We start from the raw sequence: 22,225 nt of genomic DNA on the forward strand, positions 1-22,225 counted from the left end.
GCCCGCGGGCCCGGTCCGGGAGCGGGGCGGGCGCGGTCGGCCTAGCGTCGGCGCCGTGGAGCGGTGGGACGTCGTCGTGGTCGGTGGCGGTCCGGCGGGGTCGGCGGCCGCGCTGGCCGCGCTGCGCACCGGGGCGTCGGTGCTGGTGCTCGACCGGGCCGACTTCCCCCGCGACAAGGTCTGCGGCGACGGCGTGGCCCCCGAGGCGCTCGACGTCCTCGCCGCGCTCGGGGTGGACCGCGCCGCCGTCGTCGACGGGTACCCGCCGGTGCCCTGCCTGGCCCTGCGCTCCCCCGGCGGCGTCACGGTCGAGCGCGCGACCGCCCGCCCGTCGCACGTCGTCCCCCGGGCGGTGCTGGACGGCCGGCTGCTGGCGGCGGCGCTGGCCCGCGGGGCGCGGTTCCGGCGGCGCACCGTGCGCGCCGTGCAGGCGGACGCCGACGGCGTGACCGTGGACGGCGCGCTGCGGGCGTCGGTGCTGGTCGCGGCCGACGGCGCGGAGTCCGTCGTCCGCCGGGCGCTGGGCCTGGGCAGCAACCCCGCCGACCGGCTGGCCGTGGCGATCCGCGGCTACGCGCCCGAGCCGCCGGGCTCCCCCGGCACGCTGGCCCTGGTGACGACGGGGCAGCGGTGGCCGGCGTACGCGTGGTCGTTCCCGATCGGCGACGGCCGCGCCAACGTGGGCTACGGCGAGCTGGTGTCGGGCGGGGCGACCCGGGCCGACCTCGTCGCGGGGCTGCACCGGCTGCTGCCGGGGGTGGAGCCGGGCCCGCTGCGGGCGCACCGGCTGCCGCTGTCCACCGGCCGGCCGCGGCAGCCCGACGGCCGGGTGCTCCTGGCCGGGGACGCCGCCTCGCTGGTCAACCCGCTGACCGGGGAGGGCATCTTCTACGCCGTCGCCTCCGGAGCGCTGGCCGGGTGCGCGGCGGCCGCGGGGCCGGACGCCGGCGTGCGCTACCGCAGCATGCTGCACCGCCGGCTCGCCGCACACCTGCGCTCCACCCGCCTGGCGTCGCAGCTGAGCCGCTGGCCCGCGGTGATGGACGCCGCGTTCCGCGCGGCCGCGGCCGACCAGCGGGTGTTCGACGACGTGGTGGAGCTCGGGCTGGCCTCCGGCCGGCTGACGCCGCGCACGCTCGCGGCCACCACGGGCCGGCTGACCCTCAGGAGACGCTGACCGCGACCTCGACCCGGCCGCGGCCGTCCCGCTTGGCGCGGTACAGCGCCGCGTCGGCTGCGGCGTAGAGCTCCCGCATGCGGACGGCGTGCCGCGGCGCGTGCGCCACGCCCACGCTCACCGACAGGGCCAGCAGCCCGCCGTCCGGGAGCGGGAGCGGCGCGGCCCGCACCGCCTCGAGCAGCTCCTCGGCACGCCGGACGGCGACCTCCGGAGCGCACCCGCGCAGCAGGACCGCCAGCTCGTCGCCGCCCAGCCGGCTGACGACGGCGTCGCCGCTGCGCACCTGCCGGCTGAGGATCCCGGCCAGGTGCACCAGGGCGTCGTCGCCGACCGGGTGCCCGTGCACGTCGTTGACCTGCTTGAACGAGTCGACGTCGACCAGCACCAGCGCCGACCCGTCGCCGGGGCAGCCGCCCGACAGCTCGACGTCCAGCGCCTCGTCGAGGACCCGACGCGTGACCAGCCCGGTGAGCGCGTCGACATCGGCCTGCTGCTGCAGCGCCGCGACCATCCGGTCGTGGGCGCTCATCGCCCGCGTGAGCAGCCCGCCGACCACCGCGAGCATCGCGCCGAGGAAGAGGAGATCGGTCAGCGCCACCCGGAGCTCGTCCTCGTGCAGCAGCACGACCCCGCCGCCCAGCACCGCGACCACCGTCGTCACCACGGCAGACGTCGGGCGCAGGTGGAAGCCCGCGTAGACGACGACGAAGGCCAGGAACGCCTGGGCGCGCGTGGAGGAGCTGCCCGAGGAGAGGCTGAGCGCGGCCAGCACGGTGACGCCGACGACGGTCAGGCCGAGGAACGCGCCCACGCGGTCCAGCTGCTGCGGGGGGATCCACGTGAAGGCCGCCGCGGCGATGCCCAGCCCGGCCACGCAGCAGACGACCACGCCCCGGCTGGCGTCGCCGGCCCCGAGCGGACCGACGAGCGCGACCACGCCCAGCATGGCCGCGCACACCGCCAGCACGACAGCGGCGGTGCGGGCGGCGGCACGGGGCTCGCGGGCCCGGAGCGCGGCGGGGATCTGCACACCCCTCGCATCGGCCCGGGCGCCGGCCGGCTGGAGCACCCGCTGCCCCTTCGGGGGGAGCAGCCCGGGGGTGCCGCGGGGCTCAGCTCGGCGGGGCGGGCGGAGGCGTGGCCGCGGGCGCCGGCGTGAGGTAGGCGGCGTAGTCACCGGCCGTCAGCGGCGCCGCGCTCAGCTGCCCCGAGGGCAGCGGCGCCTCGATCGGCTCGCCGTCCAGGGTCAGGACGACGGCGTCGACACCGGGCACGCTGGTCGCCGACAGCACCAGCTGGGCCACCGCCTGCCGGCTGGCCGACCCCGCCGGGGGCTCGGCCGGACCGGTCAGGTCGATGGTCGCGGTGCCGCCGGTGAGGTCGGCGACGGCCAGCTCCACGTCCGGCGGCAGTGCGGTGGACAGCTGCAGGTCCAGCTCGGCCGCGGTGGGCCCGGCGGCGAGCGCGCCGAGCAGGTCGTCCAGCCGCTCCTGCAGTGACGGACCGGTCACCTCCCTCGGCCGGGGCACGAGGCTGTCGTCCGGAGCCGCCAGGTAGACCCGGCCGGCATCCGGACGCGGCTCGGGCGCGGCGGTCGGCGCCGGCGGCGCGCTGGTCGTGGTCAGCCCGAACGGGACCTCCGACGGCGGGATGGTCTCCGCCGGCCCTCCGGTGGGCACCCCGCAGCCGGCGAGGACGACGCCGAGCCCCACGAGGCCGAGGCGGGTGCGGCGGGCGCTCACCGCGCAGCCCCGGGCAGCGACAGCGTGAAGCGGGCCCCGCCGCCGGGCGCCGCGGAGCACCAGGCGGCGCCCCCGTGCCGGGCCGCGGTCTCGGCGACGATCGCCAGGCCCAGCCCGGCCCCGGGCAGCGACCGGCGGGCGGCCCGCGGCCCGCGGGCGAACCGCTCGAACACCCGCTCCCGCTCCTCGGCCGGGATGCCGGGTCCGGCGTCGTCCACGTCCACCACCACGGCGCCCCCTCGACGCTGGACGGCGACGGCGACCACCCCGCCGGCGTGCCGGTCCGCGTTGTCCAGCAGGTTGCGCACCGCCCGCTCCAGCCCGCTCTTGTCGCCGGCCACCACGGTCCCCTCGTCCGGGTCCCCGGCCAGCAGGGCGGCGTCCCGCCCCGAGCCGGCCAGCACCTCACGCACCAGGGCGGTCATCGAGACCGGCGTGGCCCGGTCCGAGGGCGGCGCGCCGTCGATGCGGGCGAGCTCGAGCAGGTCGTCGAGCATGCGCCGGAACCGGTCCAGCTCGCCCTCGACGAGGGCTAGCGCCTGGTCGGCGCGCGGCGACAGCTCCGCCCGCCGGGCGGCGAGCACCTCCACGCTGGTGACGACGCCGGTCAGCGGGCTGCGCAGCTCGTGGCTGACGTCGCCGACGAAGCGGGCGTCGCGCTCGAGCCGGGCCGCCAGCGCGTCGACCATGCTGTTGAACCCGGCCACGATCGCCAGCAGGTCGGGGTCGTCGGTGGGCGCGAGGCGGGTGTCGAGGTCGCCGCCGGCGATCCGGGTGGCCGCGCCGGCGACCTCCTCCAGCGGCTGCAGGGCGCGGCGGCTGGCCCAGCCGCCGAACGCCGCCCCCGCCGCGGTGGCGGCCAGCGCCCCCGCCGCCAGGACGGCCGCCAGCGTGCGCAGCACCATCTGCAGCTCGGTGAGCGGGGACAGCTCGTAGAACTCCACCCCCGCCCTGGCCACCGGCACCCCGACCAGCAGCGCCGGACCGGCCGAGGTCTGGACCCGGACGGTGCCGGCCGAGCCGTCGGCGACGAGGGTGCGCAGCCGCTCGGGCACGTCGCGGGCGCCGACGTCCAGGCTCGAGGAGTACCAGGAGTCCCCGCTGCGGACGACGACGTCCGCCCCGCCCGAGGGCACCAGCTCGGCCACCACGTCGCCGACCTCGGTGCCCGCGGTGGCCAGCCGGCTGCTCAGCACGTTGGCGTCGGCGAAGGCCTGCCGGGTGAGCGACCCCTCGCGCTGGTCGAGCAGGTAGCCGCGGGCCAGGAACCAGGTGGTGGTCACCAGCACCGCCGACACGAGCAGCGCACCCGCGGCGAAGCCCAGCACGATCCGCGCCCGCAGCCCCCGCGACCGGAGGGCCCGGATCACCGTGCCCTCGGTGCGCTTCCGCGGAGCGCTCCGCTCCTCGCTCGCCGGCGCTCGCTGTCGGGCTTCCGCTCCTGTCCGCTCACTGCGGATCCAGCCGGTAGCCCAGCCCCCGTACGGTGACCACGATCCGCGGCGCCCCCGGGTCGAGCTCGACCTTGGTGCGCAGCCGCCGGATGTGGACGTCGACGATCCGTTCGTCGCCGAAGAAGCCGTGCTCCCACACCCGTTCCAGCAGCGCCTGCCTGCTGAACACCCGCCCCGGGGCGGCGGCCAGCTCGCACAGCAGCCGGAACTCGGTGAGCGTGAGCGGCACCTGCTCCTGGCCGCGGTGCACGGTGCCCCGCATCTCCCGCAGCACCAGCGGCGCGGGCGGGTGCCGGTCGAGTACCACCTCCGCGGGCGCGGCCTCCGGCGTCGCGGCGCCGTGCGCCCCGGCCCGGCGCCGCAGCGCCCGCAGCCGCGCGGTGATCTCCTTGACCTGGAACGGCTTGGTCACGTAGTCGTCGGCCCCGGCCTCCAGCGCGGCGACGATGTCGTGGGTGTCGGCCCGGGCGCTGACCACGATGATCGGCAGGTCGTGGTCGCGGCGGACCTCCCGGATGACCTCGAAGCCGTCCATCGAGCCGAGCATCAGGTCGACGACCATCAGGTCGGGGGCGGCGGTGGCCACGGCGGCGACCGCGGCCTCCCCGCTCACCGCCTCGGCGACGTCGTAGCCCTCGTCCTCCAGCGCCCAGCGCAGGGCGGTGCGGATCGGGTCGTCGTCCTCGACGACCAGCAGACGCGGAGCCACTCGGGCCATGCTGCCACCGGTCGCCGGACGTTCGGCCGCCCGTCACGCGATCGCAAAGCAACGTCCAGCCGGATCTCAATGTCCGCACACGAGGCTGTCAGTGACCGCCAGCAGGATCGGCGCCACGACCCCCGAGGAGGACTGAGATGACGATGGCCGCCCGGCACCGGATCGACGTCGAGACCCGGTCGGACGTGGTCACCATCCACCTCGACGACGCCCTGCTCGCCGACGGCCTGGCCGACGTGCGCTGGATGCTGCACGACGCGCTCCTGGCCGGGGCGCGCCGGCTGGTGGTCGACCTCGCGGGCGTGCAGCACCTGTCCAGCTCGGCGGTGGCCAGCTTCCTGTGGGCACACCGGATATGCCGGGCCCGTGGCGGCGCGGTCGTGCTGCGCGGCGCCAACCGGCGGACCGAGGACCTCCTGCACCGCACCGGCCTCTGGCGGGTCATCGAGCTGGAGGCGGGGGTGCCGGCGTGACCCTCTCCGAGGTGGTCGACCGGGACGCCGGGCTCATCCGCGCCAGCGGCCACCTGACCTCGCTCGGCGCCGACCTGCTGCGCGGCACCGCCGACGGGCTGCGGGGCAGCGGCCACGCCCGCGTGGTGCTCGATCTGCGCGGGGTGCGGGCCGCCGACGCCGGCGGGCTGGACATCCTGCGGGAGATGCGGCAGGAGTTCGCCGCGGACGGCGGGGAGCTGATCGTCCGCGCCTGAGCGGCGGTCGCCGTGAGCGGCCGGTCAGTCGCCCGGCTCGGCCGGCTCGTCCCGCGCCGCGTCCTGCTGCCGGCGGAAGCGGAGGGACTCGACCAGCACGTAGCCGAACAGGACGCACCAGGCGAAGCTGAGGAAGGCCTCTCCGCCCTGGCCGTCGACGAGGTGCAGCACCAGCTGGACGAGCGAGTACGCGAGCGCGCCGGCGGCGACGACCTGCAACCCCCGGTTGCCGAACCAGGGCGGGCGGATCGGAGCAGCGGCCACGACGGAACGGTATCCCCGCGGGCCGGTCACTCGGCGGAGGGCGTGGGATTCGAACCCACGATGGGTTTGACCCCATAGCGGTTTTCAAGACCGCCGCCATCGGCCACTAGGCGAGCCCTCCTGGCGCCGTCGAGGCTATCCCGCGGCGCGACTCGGTTCCCGCCGAGTGCGCAGTCGTGGTCGTCGACACGCGCGGACACGCCGCGGCGGGCGACGCCAACTGCCCACTCGGCCGCCGGTCAGACCGCCGTCGCGGTGACGAAGGTGCAGATCCCGTCGCCGGAGTGCGCCCGCTGCCGGACGCCGATCAGCTTGAGCAGCGCGATCTCCAGGCGGTACCCGAGCTGCACCAGGCCCTTGTAGAACGTGTTGCCGCCGTTGCGGACCTCGATCTGGTCGAACCCCGCCAGCCGGACGTGCTCGGTCAGCATCCAGTCCGGGAGGATCGTGATGTGCCCCGGTGAGTGGTAGAAGCCCGGCCCGAAGATGTACGGCGCGCCGCGGAGGAACATCTTCAGCCGCGAGTGCGGGTGCGTGATGTTCGGCGTGCTGACCAGCAGCCGGTCACCGGCCCGGAGCAGCGACCGGATCTGGCGCAGCACCTGCCGCGGGTTCTCCACGTGCTCCAGCGTCTCGACGCACACGACCATGTCGAACGGTCCGCGGGTGTCGTCGGTCCACTGCGGGTCGTCGAGGTCCAGCCGGTTGATCCAGTCGTGCGGCGGGTCCAGGTCGGTGGGGACGACGTCGAACCCGGCGTCCCGCAGCCGCAGCGCCAACGCGCCGCACCCCGAGCCGACCTCGAGGATCCGCCCGCCGTCGGGCAGCGCCGCACGCACCAGCTCCACGGCGTACTCGTGCACCCCCGGGGCGGCGTGGATGCCGTGGCCCCGGTAGGAGGTGACGGCCTGGGTCCGCTGACCGCTCCGGTGCTCAGCCACAGTCATCGCGTCACCGTCCCACACCGGCGTCCCGTCCACCTGGGGACGACCCCGTGACACCCCGTCGCTCGACTGAGCAGTTGCGGGCGCCGACCCGCGATGACACGCCGCGGCGGGCGGCCGCAGGTGCTCATTCGGCTGGGGGCCCGCCTGTCGCGTCAGGAGGCGACCTCGGCGTCCTCCCGCTGCACCGGTGTGCCGACCACCCCGTGCAGGTGGCAGGCGGCGACGTGGCCGGGCGCGGTGCCGACCGGCTGCAGCGACGGGTCGACGTCGGGACACGGCTCGAACGCGTGCGGGCAGCGGGTGCGGAACCGGCAGCCGCTGGGCACGTTCGCCGGCGAGGGGACGTCGCCGCCGAGCACGATGCGCCGGCGGGCGCGCTCCAGCGCCGGGTGCGGCACCGGGACGGCGGACAGCAGCGCCTGCGTGTAGGGCATCTGCGGCCCCGACCCGACCGCCGACGCCGGCCCGACCTCCACGATCCGCCCCAGGTACATGACGGCGATCCGGTCGGAGATGTGCCGGACGGCGGACAGGTCGTGGGAGATGAACAGCAGGGTCAGCCCCAGTTGCCGCTGCAGCCGGCGCAGCAGGTTGAGGACCTGCGCCTGCACGCTGACGTCCAGCGACGCGATCGCCTCGTCGCAGACGAGGAAGTCCGGCTCACCGGCGAGGGCGCGGGCGATGCCGACCCGCTGCCGCTGCCCGCCGGAGAACTCGTGCGGGTAGCGGCCTGCGACGGCGGGGTCCAGGCCAACCAGCTCCAGCAGCTCGGCGACCCGCGCCGCCCGCTCCCGCCGTCCACCGTGCAGGCCGTGCACCTCCAGCGGCTCGGAGACGGTCTGGGCGACGGTGCGCCGCGGGTCGAGGGAGGCGAACGGGTCCTGGAACACCATGCCGGCCCGCCGGCGCAGCTCCCGCAGCCCGCGGCGGGACAGCGCGGTCACGTCGGTGCCGTCGAACGTCACCGTGCCGCCGGTGGGGGGCACCAGCCGCAGCAGCGCGTTGCCCAGCGTGGACTTCCCGCAGCCGGACTCCCCCACCAGCCCGAGCGTCTCCCCGCGCCGGATGTCGAGGTCCACCCCGTCCACCGCGCGCAGCACGCCCGCCGTCCGCCGCAGCGGGCCGCCGGAGCGGATCGGGAAGTGCACCTCGAGCCCCCTCGCGGAGACCAGCACCGTGTCCATGGGTGGGGCTCCGGCCTCGTTCCGCTCCTCGGTCGCCGGCGCTCCCTGCGATGCTCGCTCGCCCGTCACCCTCCGGTCACTCATCGATCCTCCGAACACCACGTCGCCGCCCGGTGCGGCAGCACGCCCGCCGACGTCCCCACGACGTTCAGCGGCGGCTGCTCGGTCTCGCAGCGGGGATCCGCGCGGACCGGGCAGCGTGGCCAGAACACGCACCCGGGTGGCAGGTCGGTCGGCACCGGCGGCACGCCCGGGACGGTGGCGAGCTCCGGCACCTCACCGTCGACGGACGGCGCGGCGAGGTCGGGCAGCGCGCCGAGCAGCCCGCGCGTGTACGGGTGGGCGGGCCGCTCCAGGACGTCGTCCACCGTGCCGTCCTCCACGCAGCGCCCGCCGTACATGACCAGCACCCGGTCGGCGATGCCGGCGACCACCCCGAGGTCGTGGGTGATCCAGATGACGCCGGTGCCGTGGTCGGCCTGCAGCCGCTCCACCAGGTCGATGATCTGCGCCTGCACGGTGACGTCGAGCGCGGTGGTCGCCTCGTCGGCGATCAGCAGGGACGGCGAGTTCGCCAGCGCGATCGCGATGACCACCCGCTGCCGCATGCCGCCGGACAGCTCGTGCGGGTAACGGTCCAGCGCCCCGCGCGGGTCGGGCAGCCCGACCTCGGCCAGCAGCTCCGCGGCCCGGCGCCGCGCGTCCTCCTTGCCGACCTCCCCGTGCGCGCGGATGCCCTCGACCAGCTGCCGCCCGACGGTGAGCACCGGGTTCAGCGACGTCATCGGGTCCTGGAACACCATGCCGACGCCGGGACCCCGCACCTGGCGCAGCCGCTCGGGCGGCATCGTCAGCAGGTCCTCGCCCTGCAGCAGCGCCCGCCCGGTGACCGTGGCGACGCCGGCCGGCAGCAGCCCGAGCAGGGCCAGCACCGAGACGCTCTTGCCGCTGCCGGACTCGCCGACGACGGCGACGGTCTCGCCCTCCCCCACCGCGTAGCTGAGCCCGTTGACCACCGCCGCCGGCCCGCGCGGCGTGCGCAGCCGCACCCGCAGGTCCTCGACCTCGAGCAGGGTCACCGGCCACCCCCGGACATGAGCGTGCGCTGCCGCGGGTCGAGCACGTCGCGCAGCCCGTCGCCGAGCAGGTTGAAGCACAGCACCGTCACGAAGATCGCCATGCCCGGGAAGAAGGCCAGCCACCAGGCCAGGTCGATGTACCCGCGACCCTCGGCCAGCATCAGCCCCCACGACGGGTTCGGCGGCTGGGTGCCCAGGCCGAGGAAGGACAGCGCAGCCTCGGCCAGGACGGCGAACGCCAGGCTGATCGAGGTCTGCACGATGATCGGCGGCGCGGCGTTGGGCAGCACGTGCCGGGTGAGCAGCCGGAGGTCCGAGGCCCCCACCGAGCGGGAGGCCCGCACGTACACCTCCTCGCGGACGCCGAGCACGCTGGCGCGCGTGACCCGGGCGAAGACCGGGATGTAGACGATCCCGATGGCCAGCGCGGTGTTGCCGGCCCCGGGCCCGCGGACGGCGAGCACCGCGATCGCCAGGAGCACCGCCGGGAACGCGAACAGGACGTCCATGAACCGCATCAGGACGTCGTCCACCCAGCGGCCGTAGAACCCGGACAGCAGCCCGACGAGGCTGCCGACGACGAGCGCGAACGCCACCGCGAGGAACCCGACCCGCAGCGACACGCCCGCGCCCAGGATGACCCGGCTGAGGATGTCGCGGCCGAGGTCGTCGGTGCCGAACGGGTGCTCGAGGCTGGGCGGCTGCAGCCGGTCCTCGACGGAGATCTCGTTGGGGCCGCTCGGCGCGAGCGTCTCGTCGAAGATCGCGACCAGCACGATCCCGAGCAGCACGACCGTGGCGCCCGCCGCGGTCGGGTTGCGGGCCAGCAGTCCGAGCGTCTCGCGCCAGCGCCCGCGCGGCGGGCCGGACACGGCGGGGGCGGTCGCGGTCATCGCAGCAGGCCTCGGCTGTGTGTCATCGGCGGATCCGGGGGTCGATGGCGGTGTAGAGGAGGTCGACCACCAGGTTGATCAGCAGGAACACCACCGCGAACAGCAGGATCGCGCCCTGCAGCACCGGGTAGTCGCGGGACTGCACCGCCTGCAGGGCCAGCTGCCCGAGGCCGGGCCAGGAGAAGACGATCTCCACCACGACCACGCCGGAGAGCAGGTAGGCCAGCTGCACGCCCGTGATCGTGACCAGGGGCAGCAGGGCGTTGCGCAGCACGTGCCAGCCGAAGACCTGCCGCGCCAGGAGCCCCTTGGCCTGCGCCGTCCGGACGTGGTCGGCGCCCCGCGCCTCCAGCACGCTGGAGCGCACGAACCGGGTGATCACCGACCCGGACACGATCCCGACGACCAGCGCCGGCATCACGAGCCGCTCCAGCCAGCCGAGCGGGTCCTCGGTCAGCGGGACGTAGCCGCCGGAGGGCAGCCAGCCCAGCGTCCCGGCGAAGACCAGGATCAGCACGATCGCCATCCAGAACTCGGGCACCGAGATGCCGATCTGGCTGACCACGGTGGCCGCCCGGTCGACGACCGAGCGGGGCCGCAGCGCCGACAGCGTGCCCAGCGGGAGGGCGATGGCCAGCGCCACGAGGATCGAGGCGAACGCGAGCGTCAGCGTGGCCGGCAGCCGCTCGGCGATCAGCGAGGTCACCGTCTCCCCGCTGCGGAAGCTCACCCCGAGGTCGCCGGTGAGCGCCCGTCCGGCCCAGGTGAGGTACTGCTGCACCAGCGGCTGGTCCAGCCCGGACCGAGCGAGCAGCGCGTCGTAGGTCTCCTGGTCGAACCGGGTGCCCAGGGCCAGCCGGATCGGGTCACCCGGGACGAACTGGACCAGGGCGAAGACGACGACGCTCACCCCCACCAGCACCACCACCGACTGCCCGGTGCGGCGGAGGAGGTACCCGCTCAGGGCAGCTCCACGGTCTCGAAGTTGATCGCCTTGTCCGCCCGGATCTGGTAGCCGGACAGGCCCGGCGCCCAGGCCTGCACCACGTCGGGGTTGTAGAGGTAGAGGTAGGAGACGTCGTCGACGATGAGCTGCGCCGCCTGGTCGTAGAGCGCCTTGCGGGCGGCCTGGTCGGTCTCGGTCGCACCCTGCTGGAGCAGCTGGTCGACCTGCGGGTTGCTGTAGCCCTGGTAGTTGTTCGGCCCACCGGTCTGGTGCTGTTCCTGGTAGTAGGCCGCCGGGTCCAGGTTGCCGAGCCAGCCGAGGTAGAAGGCGTCGAAGTCGCCCTGGCCCTGCCGGTCCAGCCAGGTGGCGAAGTCCAGCGTCTCGATCTCCACGTCGATGCCGATCGGCTCCAGCTGGCTGGCGATCACCTGCGCGGCGGTGACGGTCTCCGGGAACTCGTCGGTGACCATCAGCCCCATCGTCAGCGGCGTCTGGACGCCGGCCGAGGCCAGCAGCTGGCGGGCCTGCTCGGGGTCGGGCTGGAACGGCGCGTAGTCGTGGTGGAAGAAGCTGTCCTGCGGGATCGCGGTCTGGTTGGGCTGGGCCGCGCCGAACCAGGCCGCCTCGGCCACCGCCTGGCGGTCGATCGCGAAGGAGATCGCGCGCCGGACGTCGCGGTTGTCGAACGGCGGGCGGCCGTAGTTCATGGACATGTACCAGTAGTCGACGCTCGGCGTCCGCTGCAGCTCGACGGTGTCGTCGCCGGCCAGGGACTCGATCTGCTGCGGCGGGACGTTGTCGGTCCACTGCACCTCGCCGTTCTGCAGCGCGGTGAGCGCCGCGGCCGGCTCGGTGATGTAGCGGAACTCGACGCCGTCGACGCTCGGGGCGCTGCCCCAGTGGTCCTCGTAGGCGGTGAGCACGGTGCTGCTCGCGTCCGAGCTCTCCAGCCGGAAGGGGCCGGTGCCGTTGGCCTCGGTGGTGAGGTCGAGGTCGTCGGCGGCGTTCTCCGGCAGGATCGCCATCCCCTTGAACGAGCCGATCCGCTCCAGCAGGTTCGGCGTCGGCTGGCTCAGCGTGATGACGACGGTCTGCGGCCCGTCGGCCTCCACCGACGCGACGTTGGCGAACCGGAACGAGTTGCTGAGCTCCTCGTCGATGATCCGGTTGTAGGAGTAGACGACGTCGGCGGAGTCGAACTCGCTGCCGTCGTGGAAGGTGACCCCCTCGCGCAGGGTGAACGTCCAGGTCAGGCCGTCCTCGCTGGTCGTCCACTCCGTCGCCAGGCTCGGCTCCATCGTGAGGTCCTCGGCGTTCGGGACGACGAGGGTGTCGTACACGTTCTCCAGCACCTGGAAGCTCGGGTACGCCGTGGTCACGTGCGGGTCGAACTGGTCGGGCTGGGCGCTGACCGCGGCCACCAGCACGTCGTCGCCGCCCCCGCCGCCACCCCCACCGGTGTCGACGCTCTCGCCACCGCCGCAGGCGCTGAGCACCAGCGCTGCGGCGGCGGCCAGGGGCAGGAGTCGGTTGCTGCGCACGGGTGACCTCCGGCGGGCTCGGCAGTGGCGACCAGCACCGACCCTGCCCCCGTCCGGCCGGCCTCGCAGGTCGGGGCACTGATCGTCACCTCGCCGTGACCGGCGTTCCCCGAACGCAGTCCGGGCCCTGCTCCGTGAGGAGCAGGGCCCGGACCGTTGCGCTACCGCCTACCGGCGGCGGGAGGTCACGCCTCCGTCGAGACCTTCCGACGGCGGGAAGCGACGACGAGCCCGCCACCGACACCGAGGGCGGCCAGGCCACCGATCAGCGGGAGGGCCACCGAGGCACCGGTGTAGGCCAGCCCGCCCTGGTTGGCGGCCGCCGGCGCCGCGACGCCACCGGTGACGGTGAAGTCCGCGCGCATGACGTAGGCGTTGCCGTTGGCGTCCACGCCGCTGGCGACGAGGCTGTGCTGACCGTTGACCAGGTTGGCCGGGATGGTGACGTCGACGGTGAAGCGGCCGTTCTCGTCGGCCTGGACGGTCCCGAGGAACGTGGGCTCCGAGTAGACGTAGATGTCGACCGTGGAGAAGGGCAGGTAGCCCTCACCCTTCAGCGTCATCTTCTGCCCCGCCGTGACGTTGGCGATGGCCGAGCCGTCGCTGTTCTTCAGCGTGGCGTTGCCGGCCGGCACGGTGGCGGCCTTGGCCGGCGCCGGGACCGAGGCGGTCTCGATGAAGGCGGCCGGCTCGCTCAGGTTGGCGTCCTTGTCGAAGGCGAAGACGCCGACGTCGTAGGCGCGGCCGGCCACGACACCCAGCCGGCAGGTGTGGACGGTCACGTCGGTGATGCAGGAGATCATCTCGGCGCTGCTCTGCGCCCCGACCGGGTTGGCGAAGGCCTCGTAGCCGACGACGGCGGAAGCGTCGGCCGGAGCGGACCAGCTGACCACGATCGACGAGGTGCCGACGACGGCCTTGATGTCACGCACCGCGCCGATGGAGACCTGCGGGGCCTCCGGCGTGGTCGGCGTGGTGGGCGTGGTCGGGTTCGTCGGGTTGGTCGGGTTGGTGCCGGTGTCCCCACCCGGGGTGCAGGTCAGGCCGGACGCGACGGCGGCGACGGTGGCGTCTGCGACGTCGGCGCCGGCGACGACGACCTGCGTCTGGTCACCGGAGCCGATGCCGGCAGCCGCGGCGGCGGCTGCAGCCTCGGCCTCCGCGGCGAGAGCGGCGGCCTCGAGGTCCGCGGCCTTGGCCACAGCCGCGTCGGCGGCGGCCTGCGCCTCCTGGGAGTCCGCGACGGCCTGGTCTGCCGCGTTCGCCTTGGCCGCCGCCTCCGTGGCGGCAGTCTCCGCGTCGGCGAGGGCCGTGTCCTCAGCCCCGAGAGCCTCGACGAGGCCAGCCTGTGCGGTCTGCAGGGCCGCCTGAGCGTCGGTGGAAGCAGCCTCAGCGTCCTTGAGGTCGGCAAGGGCGCTCGTCAGCGTCTGGTTGGCGTTGGCGAGGGCCTCAGCAGCGGCGAGATCCTTCTGAGCGGCCAGGGCTGCAGCGTCGACAGCGTCGTTGGCAGCGGTGGCCGCAGACGACGCAGCGGTCTGCGCTGCCTGGAGGTCCTCGGCAGCCTTGTTGGCAGCAGTCGCGGCGGTGATGGCGGCCTCGACCGCCTTGTCGTAGGCGACGGCGGCATCAGTGGCGGCCTGCTCGAGCGCAGGGTCGCTGGGGTCCGCGGCGTCGGCGTCGGCCGCAGCCTTGTCGGCGATGGTCTTGGCCTCGTTGGCGGCGTTCTCCGCGTTGGTGGCAGCGGTCTTTGTGGCGTCGACGTCGGCCTGCGCGTCGATGACGGCCTGGTCGGCAAGCTGCTTGGCGGCAGCCGTGGTCGTGACCGCGTTGTCGGCCGCGAGCTTGGCCGCGACCGCGTTGTCGGCGGCGGTCTGCGCGGCGTCCGCAGCCGTCTTCGCGTCCAGGGCTGCAGCCTGAGCGGCGCGGAGAGCAACGATGTCCTCGTTCTTCTCGGCGGCCTCGACGGCGGCGCGAGCGGCGTCGGCGGCCTTGGTGGCGTCGGCGGCCTTCTGCTGCGCGGCCTCCAGGACGGTGGCAGCCGCGGCCTCCGCGGCCAGCGCGGCCTCGGCGGTGGAGGCCGCGGTGGCGGCGGCCTGGACGGCGGCGTCGGCGACCGCGGCGGCCGCGTCCGCGGCGTCCCGCGCAATGGCGGCGGCCTTGGCAGCATCAGCGGCGATCTGCTCCAGGCTGGGGCCGGTGCTCGGGTCGACACAGTCGGTGGTGGTGCTGGTCGTCTCGGCCTGGGCGACGCCGCCGAAGCCGAGGACAGCAGTGGAGAGGGCGACAGAGCTGACAGCCAGGAGGCTGCCCCAACGCCGGGACGGGCTCTTCAGACTCACGGTGTTCCCCCGAGGGACAGGCCCGGTCGACGGGCGCTCCAGCCCGGTGCTCCGGGCGCAAGGAGACAACACCATGTGCAAGTCACCACAGAAAGCGCCGACACATCACTGGTGCACCGCGTTACGAAACCGTGATGTGTACATACCGCGACCATCTCTTGGCGTAATTTGCCCACTTGTCGACAGCCGAACGAGTGGTGACCAGCGGCCCGGGAGGGCATCCGAGACGGTCTGGTCCGCTCCACCGCTGGTCACCGGCATGCGGCTGCCGTCCGACACGCCAGGGGCAGGACACGCCCGACGACGACAGCGGCCGAGATGGGCGGTGGGGGCACCACTCCTGCGGTGCCCTCCCAGCTCTTGCGGTGTCGTACGGCCGCAGGAGCGGGCGAGACACCGCACGAGCGGGCGGGCCTCAGCCCCGGCCGAGCGTCGCCCGTCGCAGGTCGCCGAGGTCGCACTTCGCCAGGCGGTCCATGGTCAGCAGCCCGTTGACCTCCTGGTAGGTGTCGGTCAGCTGCGTCCAGCAGGCGCCGGCCAGCGCCTCGCTGGCGTGCACCGCCGCCCACTGGTCGCGGTACCGCGTCAGGAGGTCCTCCGCCGAGGAGGCGTCGGCGTACCCCCACGCCTCGGTGCGGTCCCCGGCGTCGGGCCGGCTGCGCAGCGCCTCGGCGTTCAGCGACACCCCGCCGAACTCCGAGAGGACGACGGCCCGGCCCGCCGTCCCGGCCCGGTCCAGGTCGGCCAGGCGCCCGTCGCCGCGCCGACCGGTGGCGGCGCGCTCCAGGTCGGCCTGCGTGCGGTAGCGGGCGGCGAGCTCCGCGGGGTCCTGCCCGTAGTCGTGGATGCCGAGGACGTCGCCGCCGAGCGCCTCCCACCCGTCGTTGGCCGACACCGGACGGGTGCCGTCGAGGGCGTCGGCCTGCGCCGCCAGCGCCCGGACCAGCGCGCGCTGCCGCGGGTCGGTCTCGGCCTCGGGCACGCCCCAGGACTCGTTGACCGGCACCCACGCCACGACGCTGGGGTGCCCGCGGTGCGCGGCGACGACCTCGGGCCACTCGCGCAGCAGCCGAGCGGCGGCGGTGGGCCCGGGGCGGTAGGCCGACGGCATCTCCGCCCAGACCAGCAGTCCCATCCGATCGGCGAGGGCGAGGTAGCGGGGGTCCTCGGTCTTCTGGTGCTTGCGCGCGCCGGTGAAGCCCAGTGCGCGGGTGAGCTCCAGGTCGCGCCGGAGGGCATCGACGTCCGGCGGGGTGGCCCCGGTGTCGGGCCAGTAGCCCTGGTCGAGGACCAGCCGCAGCCGCACCGGCCGGCCGTTGAGCAGGAACCGGCCGTCGTCGACCTCCACCGAGCGCAGCGCGGTGTAGCCGCGCACCTCGTCGAGCACCTGACCGGTCGCGCCGACCAGCGCGATCTCGGCGTCCAGCAGCGTGGGGGCACTCGGCTCCCACAGCAGCGCACCGCGGTCGTCGTGGCCGCCGTCCCCCACCTGGACCGTCCGCTCGACCACCGCGCCGTCCACCCGGACGTCGTCGTCGACCAGCACCCGCTCGCCGGCGCGCAGCCGCAGGTGCAGGCGGGCACCCGACACCGGCACCGACAGCTCCACCCGGACGTCGACGCGCAGCGTCCGCGGGTCGCCGCGCCACTGCACGTCGGTGACGTGCTGCCGGGACACCTGCTCCAGCCACACCGTGCGCCAGATGCCGGTGGTGCGCGGGTACCAGATCTCGTGCGGCTCGTCCCGCCAGTCCTGCTTGCCCCGCGGCGCCTCGAGGTCCAGCGGGTCGTCGTCGGCACGGACGACGAGGTCGGCGCCGTCCCCGAGCGCGTCGGTCACGTCGACGCCGAACGGGGTGTAGCCGCCCTCGTGGTGCGCGACGTGGGCGCCGCCGACCCACACGTCGCAGACCCGGTCGACGGCGCCCAGGTGCAGCACCGTGCGGCGGTCGCCGTCCGGGGCCGGCAGCGGGCGGCGGTACCAGGCGCGGTGCAGTGGGCCCTTCCAGTGCACGCCGCTGGCGGGGGTCTCAGGGGCGTAGGGCACCTGGATGCGCCGGTCGAACGCCACGCCGCCGGGGGTGCCGGTCAGGTCGGGGTCGGCGGCGAACTCCCACTCCCCGTCCAGGGAGGTCCAGGGACGGCGCAGCAGCGGGCGCGGGTGCTCGGTCGGGTCCATCCGGTCCACACCCCCACCTCACCGGAGGCGGGGCCGTCCTGCAGCCCGGCCCGCCCTCAGAGCGGCCGGACGGTGCCCCGCAGGTGCTCCGTGCCGGCCGCGGCGTTGCGGACGGCGAGGTCCCAGCCACCGTCGACGGGAGCGGTGGCCAGCGTGACCGTCGACGGCAGGAGCAGCGGCTTGCGGAAGGCGACGTCGGCCGTCAGCGCGTCGGGCAGCCGGCCCCCCAGTGCCGCCAGTGCGCGGGCCTCGATCCACATCCCGTGCGCGATGGCCCGCTTGAAACCGAAGGCCTTGGCGGTCAGGGCCGAGAGGTGGATCGGGTTCACGTCGCCGGACACCCCCGCGTACCGCCGTCCGGTGTCGGCGGGCACCTGCCACCGGACGGCGCCGTCGGGCAGCGCGCCCACGGTCACCTCGAGGTCGGCCCGCGGCGCGCCGTCGGGAGCGGTCGCGCCGCGGGCCAGGTAGGTCGACCGGCCGCGCCACACCTCGGCGCCGGCGGCCGAGACGGAGGCACACAGGTCGACCGTGGCCCCGCGCGGGTGCCGGGCGAACCGCTCGGCCCAGACCTCCAGGTCCAGGACCTCCCCGAGCCCGATCGGCCGGAGGGCGTCGATCCGGTTGCGGACGTGCACCAGCCCCGGCAGCGCGACGGGGAAGGACCGGTCGGCCATGAGGGCGACCTGCAGCGGGAAGGTGAGGACGTGCGGGTGGGTCACCGGCAGCGAGCCGGTGAGCCCGAACCCGCAGACCCGCGCGTAGGCGGCCACGTCCCCCGGCTCGACCACCACGCCGGTGCGGGCCAGCCGGGTGTCCGGCAGCTCGCCGCCCCGCCCGCGCGTGGTCGCCGCCGCCCGCGCGAACAGCGCCGGCATCGACGGCGCCGCCTCGAGCTCCCGGCGGGCCATCAGGACTCGAGGATCGCGACGACGCCCTGGCCGCCGGCCGCGCAGACGGAGACCAGCCCGCGCCGGCCCGGCCCGGCCTCGTGCAGCAGCTTGGCCAGCGTCGCGACGATGCGGCCGCCGGTCGCGGCGAACGGGTGCCCGGCGGCCAGCGACGAGCCGACGACGTTGAGCCGCGTCCGGTCGATCGGACCCAGGGGTGCGTCGAGCCCGAGCTTCTCCTTGCAGAACGACGGGTCCTCCCAGGCCTCCAGCGTGGCCAGCACGGTGGCGGCGAAGGCCTCGTGGATCTCGTAGAAGTCGAAGTCCTGGAGGGTGAGGCCGTTGCGGGCCAGCAGCACCGGGACGGCGGAGGCCGGGGCCATGAGCAGGCCCTCGCCGGCGTGGACGTGGTCGACCGCGGCGGTCTGGGCGTCGACGAGGTGGGCCAGCACCGGTAGCCCGCGCGCCGCGGCCCACTCGTCGGAGGCCAGCAGGACGGCGGAGGCGCCGTCGGTGAGCGGGGTGGAGTTGCCGGCGGTCATCGTGCCGTGCTCGCCGCCGAAGACCGGCTTCAGCGTGGCGAGCTTCTCCACGGTGCTGTCCGGCCGCAGGTTCTGGTCGCGGGTGAGGCCCAGGTAGGGCGTGACGAGATCGTCGAAGAAGCCGCGGTCGTAGGCGGCGGCGAGGTTGCGGTGCGAGGCGACGGCGAGCGCGTCCTGCTCCTCGCGGCCGATCCCCCACTCCTGCGCGGTGAGGGCCATGTGCTCGCCCATGGACAGCCCGGTGCGCGGCTCGGCGTTGCGCGGGGCCTCCGGCACGAACATCCCGGGGCGCACGCCGGCGAGGGCCTTCAGCCGCTGCTGCACCGTCCTGGCCTGGCTCAGCGTGATCAGCAGCCGGCGCATGTCGTCGTGGATCGCCAGCGGGGCGTCGGAGGTGGTGTCGACGCCGCCGGCGATGCCCGACTCGACCTGCCCGAGTGCGATCTTGTTGGCGACGAGGACGGCCGCCTCCAGGCCGGTGCCGCACGCCTGCTGGACGTCGTAGGCGGGGGTCCTCGCCGACAGCGTGGAACCGAGGACGGCCTCCCGGGTCAGGTTGAGGTCGCGGGCGTGCTTGAGGACGGCGCCGGCGACGACCTCCCCCACCTGCTCACCCTGCAGGCCGAAGCGGGCGGCCAGGCCGTCGAGGGTGGCCGTGAGCATGTCCTGGTTCGAGGCGGAGGCGTAGGCCCCGTTCGACCGCGCGAACGGGATCCGGTTGCCGCCGACGATCGCGGCCTTCCGGGGCGAGGGAGCCATCGGGGTACCTCCGGGGTCGGTCGCTCAGGGGGCCACAGTGGCCACAATGGCCACCTGGAACGCGGGACTCACGGTACTGGGTACCGTCCGTACCGTGGAACTCGGGAAGGCTCTCGACGTGGCGGGAACGCGCCGGCGCGACCGCCGGGACTCCCGCTGGGACGAGCACCGCCGCGCCCGCCGCGAGCAGCTGGTCGACGCCACGCTCGCCGCCGTCGGCCGGCACGGGGCCGGCGTCGGCATGGACGAGATCGCCGCGGCGGCCGGGACCAGCAAGACCGCCGTCTACCGGCACTTCACCGACCGCGCCGAGCTGCACGTGGCCGTCTGCGCGCGGGTCGCCGAGCAGCTCACCGCCAAGCTGCGCGAGGCGATCACCTCCAGCACCGGGCCGCGGCAGATGCTCGCCGCCGCGGTCGAGACCTACCTGGCCTTCCTGGAGGCCGACCCCGAGATCTACCGGTTCGTCGTCCGCCGGCCGGCAGCCGACCGGCCGCCGTCCCCCGACCCCATCGGCACCCTGTCCGACCTGGTCGGCGAGCAGGCGGCCGCGCTCGTGGCCGTGGCGCTGGAGCGGGCCGGCCGCGACCCCGCCGCGGCCGCGCCGTGGGGCCACGGCCTGGTCGGCCTGGTCCGCGCCGCCGCCGACTGGTGGCTGCAGGCCGACCGCCCCATGCCCCGCGCCGACCTGGCCGCCCACCTGACCGATCTCGCCTGGGCCGGCCTGTCCGGCGTCGTCCCCGAGGAGGACCAGCGATGACCTCGACCCTGCCGACCGCCGTCGACCCGACTGCACTCACCGAGGTGCTCGACGGCCGGTGGGCCCACGTCCGCCGCGACGCCCGCGAGCACCTGCGCGATCCCGACCTGCTGCCCGTCTACGGCGAGACCGTCGCCGCGGCCCGCGCGCGGGTCACCCGCGCGGCCCGGGTGCTCGCCGCCTCCGGCCGGGTCGGCCTCGGCTTCCCCAAGGAGTACGGCGGGGAGGACGACGCCGGGGGCTCGGTGGTCTCGGTGGAGATGCTGGCCTTCACCGACCTGTCGGTCATGGTGAAGGCCGGCGTCCAGTGGGGGCTGTTCGGCGGCGCCGTCCAACTGCTCGGCACCGAGCGGCACCACGCCGCGTACCTGCCCGCGATCATGAGCTTCGACCTGCCCGGGTGCTTCGCGATGACCGAGACCGGTCACGGCTCCGACGTCCAGCAGCTGCGGACGACGTGCACCTACGACCCCGCCACGCAGACCTTCGACCTGCACACGCCGCACGAGGGCGCGCGCAAGGACTACATCGGCAACGCGGCGCAGGACGGCCGCATGGCGGTGGTCTTCGCCCAGCTGGTCACGAACGGCGAGCGGCACGGCGTGCACGCCTGGCTCGTGCCGATCCGCGACGAGCAGGGGAACCCGCTGCCCGGCGTCACCATCGGCGACGACGGCCCCAAGGCTGGGCTCAACGGCGTCGACAACGGCCGGCTGAGCTTCGACCACGTGCGCGTGCCGCGGGACATGCTGCTCGACCGGTACGGCCAGGTCGCGCCCGACGGCACCTACACCAGCTCCATCGAGAACGAGACCCGGCGCTTCTTCACGATGCTCGGCACGCTGGTCCGGGGCCGGGTGAGCGTCGGCGGCTCGGCGTCCTCGGCCACCAAGCTCGCCCTCGACATCGCCGTCCGCTACGGCGAGGTCCGCCGCCAGTTCGCCGCCCCCGGCGCCGACCGCGAGGTCGCGATCAACGACTACCTGGTGCACCAGCGCGCGCTGCTGCCGGCCCTGGCCGCCACCTACGCCTACTCCTTCGCGCAGGAGGAGCTGGTCGGCACGATGCACGACGTCCAAGGGGTGGACGAGGTCGACGAGCGCGCGCAGCGGGAGCTGGAGTCCCGGGCCGCCGGCCTCAAGGCCGCCCAGACCTGGCACGCCACCCGCACCATCCAGCTGTGCCGCGAGGCCTGCGGCGGCGCCGGCTACCTGCAGGAGAACCGGCTGCCGCACCTCAAGGCCGACACCGACGTCTTCACCACCTTCGAGGGCGACAACACCGTCCTGCTGCAGCTGGTCGCCAAGGGGCTGCTCACCGGCTACCGCGACGCGTTCGGCTCCCTCGACGGGTGGGGCCGGGTCGGGTTCGTCGCCGACCTGGTCCGCGAGACCGTGCTGGAGCGGACCGCGGCCCGCGGGCTCATCGCCCGGCTGGTCGACGCCGTCCCCGGCCGGGACGACGAGGTGCCGATGCTCGACCGCGGCTGGCAGCTGAAGGTGTTCGAGGACCGCGAGAAGCACACCCTCGACAGCGCCATCCGCCGGCTCCGTCGCGGTGCGGCGCAGCCCGGCACCGACCCGTTCGACGTGTTCAACGACGTCCAGGACCACGTGCTGCAGGCGGCGCAGGCGCACATCGACCGCATCGTGCTCGAGGCCTTCGTCGCCGGCATCGAGCGCACGGCGGACGACGGCGCCCGCGCCCTGCTCGACCGCCTCTGCGACCTGTACGCGCTGTCGACCGTCGAGGCGCACAAGGGCTGGTTCCTCGAGCACGGCCGGCTGACCGCGCCCCGGGCCAAGGCCCTCACGGCCACGGTGAACGCGCTGCTCAAGGAGCTGCGCCCGCACCTGGTCACGCTGGTCGACGGCTTCGCCATCCCGGCGGAGTGGAAGCGCGCGGCGATCCTGGAGGAGGAGCCGGCGCGACAGGAGGCCATGCAGGCCCACGACGCCCGGGTGCTCGCGGGGACGGCGACCGCCGTGGAGGTCCCGCCGGCCCAGTGACGGGGCCCGCGGCCGACTGGGCAGTTGCGGTCGTCGACACGGTGGGACGCGCCGTACGGGACGACCGGAACTGCCCAGTCGGCCGGCGGG

At 75.0% G+C, this 22,225-nt stretch carries 20 protein-coding genes and 1 tRNA gene; 5 read left to right on the forward strand and 16 right to left on the reverse strand.

Annotation, left to right across the window (positions count from 1 at the left end; genetic code table 11):
* The first annotated feature begins 55 nt into the window (after nucleotides 1-55).
* A complete protein-coding gene (locus ACI784_RS07790; protein WP_457013044.1) occupies nucleotides 56-1,177 on the forward strand; it encodes an NAD(P)/FAD-dependent oxidoreductase in 1,122 nt (373 codons plus the stop codon).
* Here the strand turns inward: ACI784_RS07790 and ACI784_RS07795 are convergent.
* The 4 genes from ACI784_RS07795 to ACI784_RS07810 all read right to left on the reverse strand — a co-directional run bounded on the left by ACI784_RS07795 (nucleotide 1,164) and on the right by ACI784_RS07810 (nucleotide 5,094).
* The gene (locus tag ACI784_RS07795) at nucleotides 1,164-2,249 is read right to left on the reverse strand and encodes a GGDEF domain-containing protein (protein WP_457013045.1); all 1,086 of its coding nucleotides are present in this window, start codon (nucleotides 2,247-2,249) and stop codon (nucleotides 1,164-1,166) included. The genes ACI784_RS07790 and ACI784_RS07795 overlap by 14 nt on opposite strands.
* Before the next feature lie 43 nt (nucleotides 2,250-2,292).
* Nucleotides 2,293-2,922: a GerMN domain-containing protein gene (locus tag ACI784_RS07800; protein ID WP_456922750.1), complete on the reverse strand. Its 630-nt coding sequence runs from the start codon at nucleotides 2,920-2,922 to the stop codon at nucleotides 2,293-2,295.
* Nucleotides 2,919-4,292, reverse strand: a complete 1,374-nt coding sequence (locus ACI784_RS07805; RefSeq protein ID WP_457013046.1) for a sensor histidine kinase — start codon at nucleotides 4,290-4,292, stop codon at nucleotides 2,919-2,921. The genes ACI784_RS07800 and ACI784_RS07805 overlap by 4 nt, the downstream gene beginning before the upstream one ends.
* Nucleotides 4,293-4,371: 79 nt before the next feature.
* Entirely contained in the window at nucleotides 4,372-5,094 is a 723-nt protein-coding gene (locus ACI784_RS07810) for a response regulator (RefSeq protein ID WP_456922753.1), read from the reverse strand.
* Between the two features lie 137 nt (nucleotides 5,095-5,231).
* Here ACI784_RS07810 and ACI784_RS07815 point away from each other — a divergent pair, with 137 nt between their 5' ends.
* Both ACI784_RS07815 and ACI784_RS07820 read left to right on the forward strand, forming a co-directional pair.
* Nucleotides 5,232-5,567 carry an STAS domain-containing protein gene (locus tag ACI784_RS07815; protein ID WP_457013047.1) on the forward strand — a complete coding sequence of 112 codons (336 nt, stop codon included), beginning with the start codon at nucleotides 5,232-5,234 and terminating at the stop codon, nucleotides 5,565-5,567.
* Nucleotides 5,564-5,803 carry an STAS domain-containing protein gene (locus tag ACI784_RS07820; protein WP_457013048.1) on the forward strand — a complete coding sequence of 80 codons (240 nt, stop codon included), beginning with the start codon at nucleotides 5,564-5,566 and terminating at the stop codon, nucleotides 5,801-5,803. Before ACI784_RS07815 ends, ACI784_RS07820 begins: the two co-directional genes overlap by 4 nt.
* A gap of 24 nt (nucleotides 5,804-5,827) precedes the next feature.
* Here the strand turns inward: ACI784_RS07820 and ACI784_RS07825 are convergent, their stop codons facing one another.
* The 12 genes from ACI784_RS07825 to ACI784_RS07880 form a co-directional block, all read right to left on the reverse strand.
* Nucleotides 5,828-6,067, reverse strand: a complete 240-nt coding sequence (locus ACI784_RS07825; protein WP_457013049.1) for a hypothetical protein — start codon at nucleotides 6,065-6,067, stop codon at nucleotides 5,828-5,830.
* A gap of 34 nt (nucleotides 6,068-6,101) precedes the next feature.
* Nucleotides 6,102-6,188 (reverse strand) — tRNA-Ser (locus tag ACI784_RS07830).
* Between the two features lie 118 nt (nucleotides 6,189-6,306).
* Nucleotides 6,307-7,014: a class I SAM-dependent methyltransferase gene (locus tag ACI784_RS07835; protein WP_456922758.1), complete on the reverse strand. Its 708-nt coding sequence runs from the start codon at nucleotides 7,012-7,014 to the stop codon at nucleotides 6,307-6,309.
* A 152-nt stretch (nucleotides 7,015-7,166) separates the two neighbouring features.
* Nucleotides 7,167-8,198: an ABC transporter ATP-binding protein gene (locus tag ACI784_RS07840; protein ID WP_457013050.1), complete on the reverse strand. Its 1,032-nt coding sequence runs from the start codon at nucleotides 8,196-8,198 to the stop codon at nucleotides 7,167-7,169.
* Nucleotides 8,199-8,278: 80 nt separating this feature from the next.
* Nucleotides 8,279-9,277 (reverse strand): ABC transporter ATP-binding protein, encoded by a 999-nt coding sequence (locus ACI784_RS07845; RefSeq protein ID WP_457013051.1) that lies wholly within the window; start codon nucleotides 9,275-9,277, stop codon nucleotides 8,279-8,281.
* Nucleotides 9,274-10,170: an ABC transporter permease gene (locus ACI784_RS07850; protein ID WP_457013052.1), complete on the reverse strand. Its 897-nt coding sequence runs from the start codon at nucleotides 10,168-10,170 to the stop codon at nucleotides 9,274-9,276. The genes ACI784_RS07845 and ACI784_RS07850 overlap by 4 nt, the downstream gene beginning before the upstream one ends.
* Nucleotides 10,171-10,192: 22 nt before the next feature.
* Entirely contained in the window at nucleotides 10,193-11,134 is a 942-nt protein-coding gene (locus ACI784_RS07855) for an ABC transporter permease (protein WP_456922876.1), read from the reverse strand.
* Nucleotides 11,131-12,657, reverse strand: coding sequence for an ABC transporter substrate-binding protein (locus ACI784_RS07860; RefSeq protein ID WP_457013053.1), 1,527 nt, complete (start codon nucleotides 12,655-12,657; stop codon nucleotides 11,131-11,133). The genes ACI784_RS07855 and ACI784_RS07860 overlap by 4 nt, the downstream gene beginning before the upstream one ends.
* Before the next feature lie 185 nt (nucleotides 12,658-12,842).
* A complete protein-coding gene (locus ACI784_RS07865) occupies nucleotides 12,843-14,996 on the reverse strand; it encodes a fibronectin type III domain-containing protein (RefSeq protein WP_457013054.1) in 2,154 nt (717 codons plus the stop codon).
* Nucleotides 14,997-15,411: 415 nt separating this feature from the next.
* Nucleotides 15,412-17,175, reverse strand: a complete 1,764-nt coding sequence (locus tag ACI784_RS07870; protein WP_457013064.1) for a glycoside hydrolase family 2 protein — start codon at nucleotides 17,173-17,175, stop codon at nucleotides 15,412-15,414.
* Between the two features lie 56 nt (nucleotides 17,176-17,231).
* Nucleotides 17,232-18,086, reverse strand: coding sequence for a MaoC family dehydratase (locus ACI784_RS07875; RefSeq protein ID WP_456922764.1), 855 nt, complete (start codon nucleotides 18,084-18,086; stop codon nucleotides 17,232-17,234).
* Complete coding sequence (locus ACI784_RS07880; protein ID WP_456922765.1) at nucleotides 18,086-19,366, reverse strand: acetyl-CoA C-acetyltransferase; 1,281 nt, start codon at nucleotides 19,364-19,366, stop codon at nucleotides 18,086-18,088. Before ACI784_RS07880 ends, ACI784_RS07875 begins: the two co-directional genes overlap by 1 nt.
* A 94-nt stretch (nucleotides 19,367-19,460) precedes the next feature.
* Here ACI784_RS07880 and ACI784_RS07885 point away from each other — a divergent pair, with 94 nt between their 5' ends.
* A complete protein-coding gene (locus ACI784_RS07885) occupies nucleotides 19,461-20,126 on the forward strand; it encodes a TetR family transcriptional regulator (RefSeq protein ID WP_457013055.1) in 666 nt (221 codons plus the stop codon).
* A complete protein-coding gene (locus ACI784_RS07890) occupies nucleotides 20,123-22,135 on the forward strand; it encodes an acyl-CoA dehydrogenase family protein (RefSeq protein WP_457013056.1) in 2,013 nt (670 codons plus the stop codon). Before ACI784_RS07885 ends, ACI784_RS07890 begins: the two co-directional genes overlap by 4 nt.
* The last annotated feature ends 90 nt before the right edge of the window (nucleotides 22,136-22,225 follow it).

The sequence above is a fragment of the Geodermatophilus sp. SYSU D01186 genome, from assembly GCF_054050215.1.

What these genes read in the sequence shown, in the direction of transcription:
- ACI784_RS07870 (WP_457013064.1), bottom strand. Translation starts at nt 17,175, where the DNA reads ATGGACCCGACCGAGCACCCGCGCCCGCTGCTGCGCCGTCCCTGGACC.
- ACI784_RS07815 (WP_457013047.1), top strand. Translation starts at nt 5,232, where the DNA reads ATGACGATGGCCGCCCGGCACCGGATCGACGTCGAGACCCGGTCGGAC.
- ACI784_RS07840 (WP_457013050.1), bottom strand. Translation starts at nt 8,198, where the DNA reads ATGGACACGGTGCTGGTCTCCGCGAGGGGGCTCGAGGTGCACTTCCCG.
- ACI784_RS07890 (WP_457013056.1), top strand. Translation starts at nt 20,123, where the DNA reads ATGACCTCGACCCTGCCGACCGCCGTCGACCCGACTGCACTCACCGAG.
- ACI784_RS07850 (WP_457013052.1), bottom strand. Translation starts at nt 10,170, where the DNA reads ATGACCGCGACCGCCCCCGCCGTGTCCGGCCCGCCGCGCGGGCGCTGG.
- ACI784_RS07810 (WP_456922753.1), bottom strand. Translation starts at nt 5,094, where the DNA reads ATGGCCCGAGTGGCTCCGCGTCTGCTGGTCGTCGAGGACGACGACCCG.
- ACI784_RS07880 (WP_456922765.1), bottom strand. Translation starts at nt 19,366, where the DNA reads ATGGCTCCCTCGCCCCGGAAGGCCGCGATCGTCGGCGGCAACCGGATC.
- ACI784_RS07835 (WP_456922758.1), bottom strand. Translation starts at nt 7,014, where the DNA reads ATGACTGTGGCTGAGCACCGGAGCGGTCAGCGGACCCAGGCCGTCACC.
- ACI784_RS07875 (WP_456922764.1), bottom strand. Translation starts at nt 18,086, where the DNA reads ATGGCCCGCCGGGAGCTCGAGGCGGCGCCGTCGATGCCGGCGCTGTTC.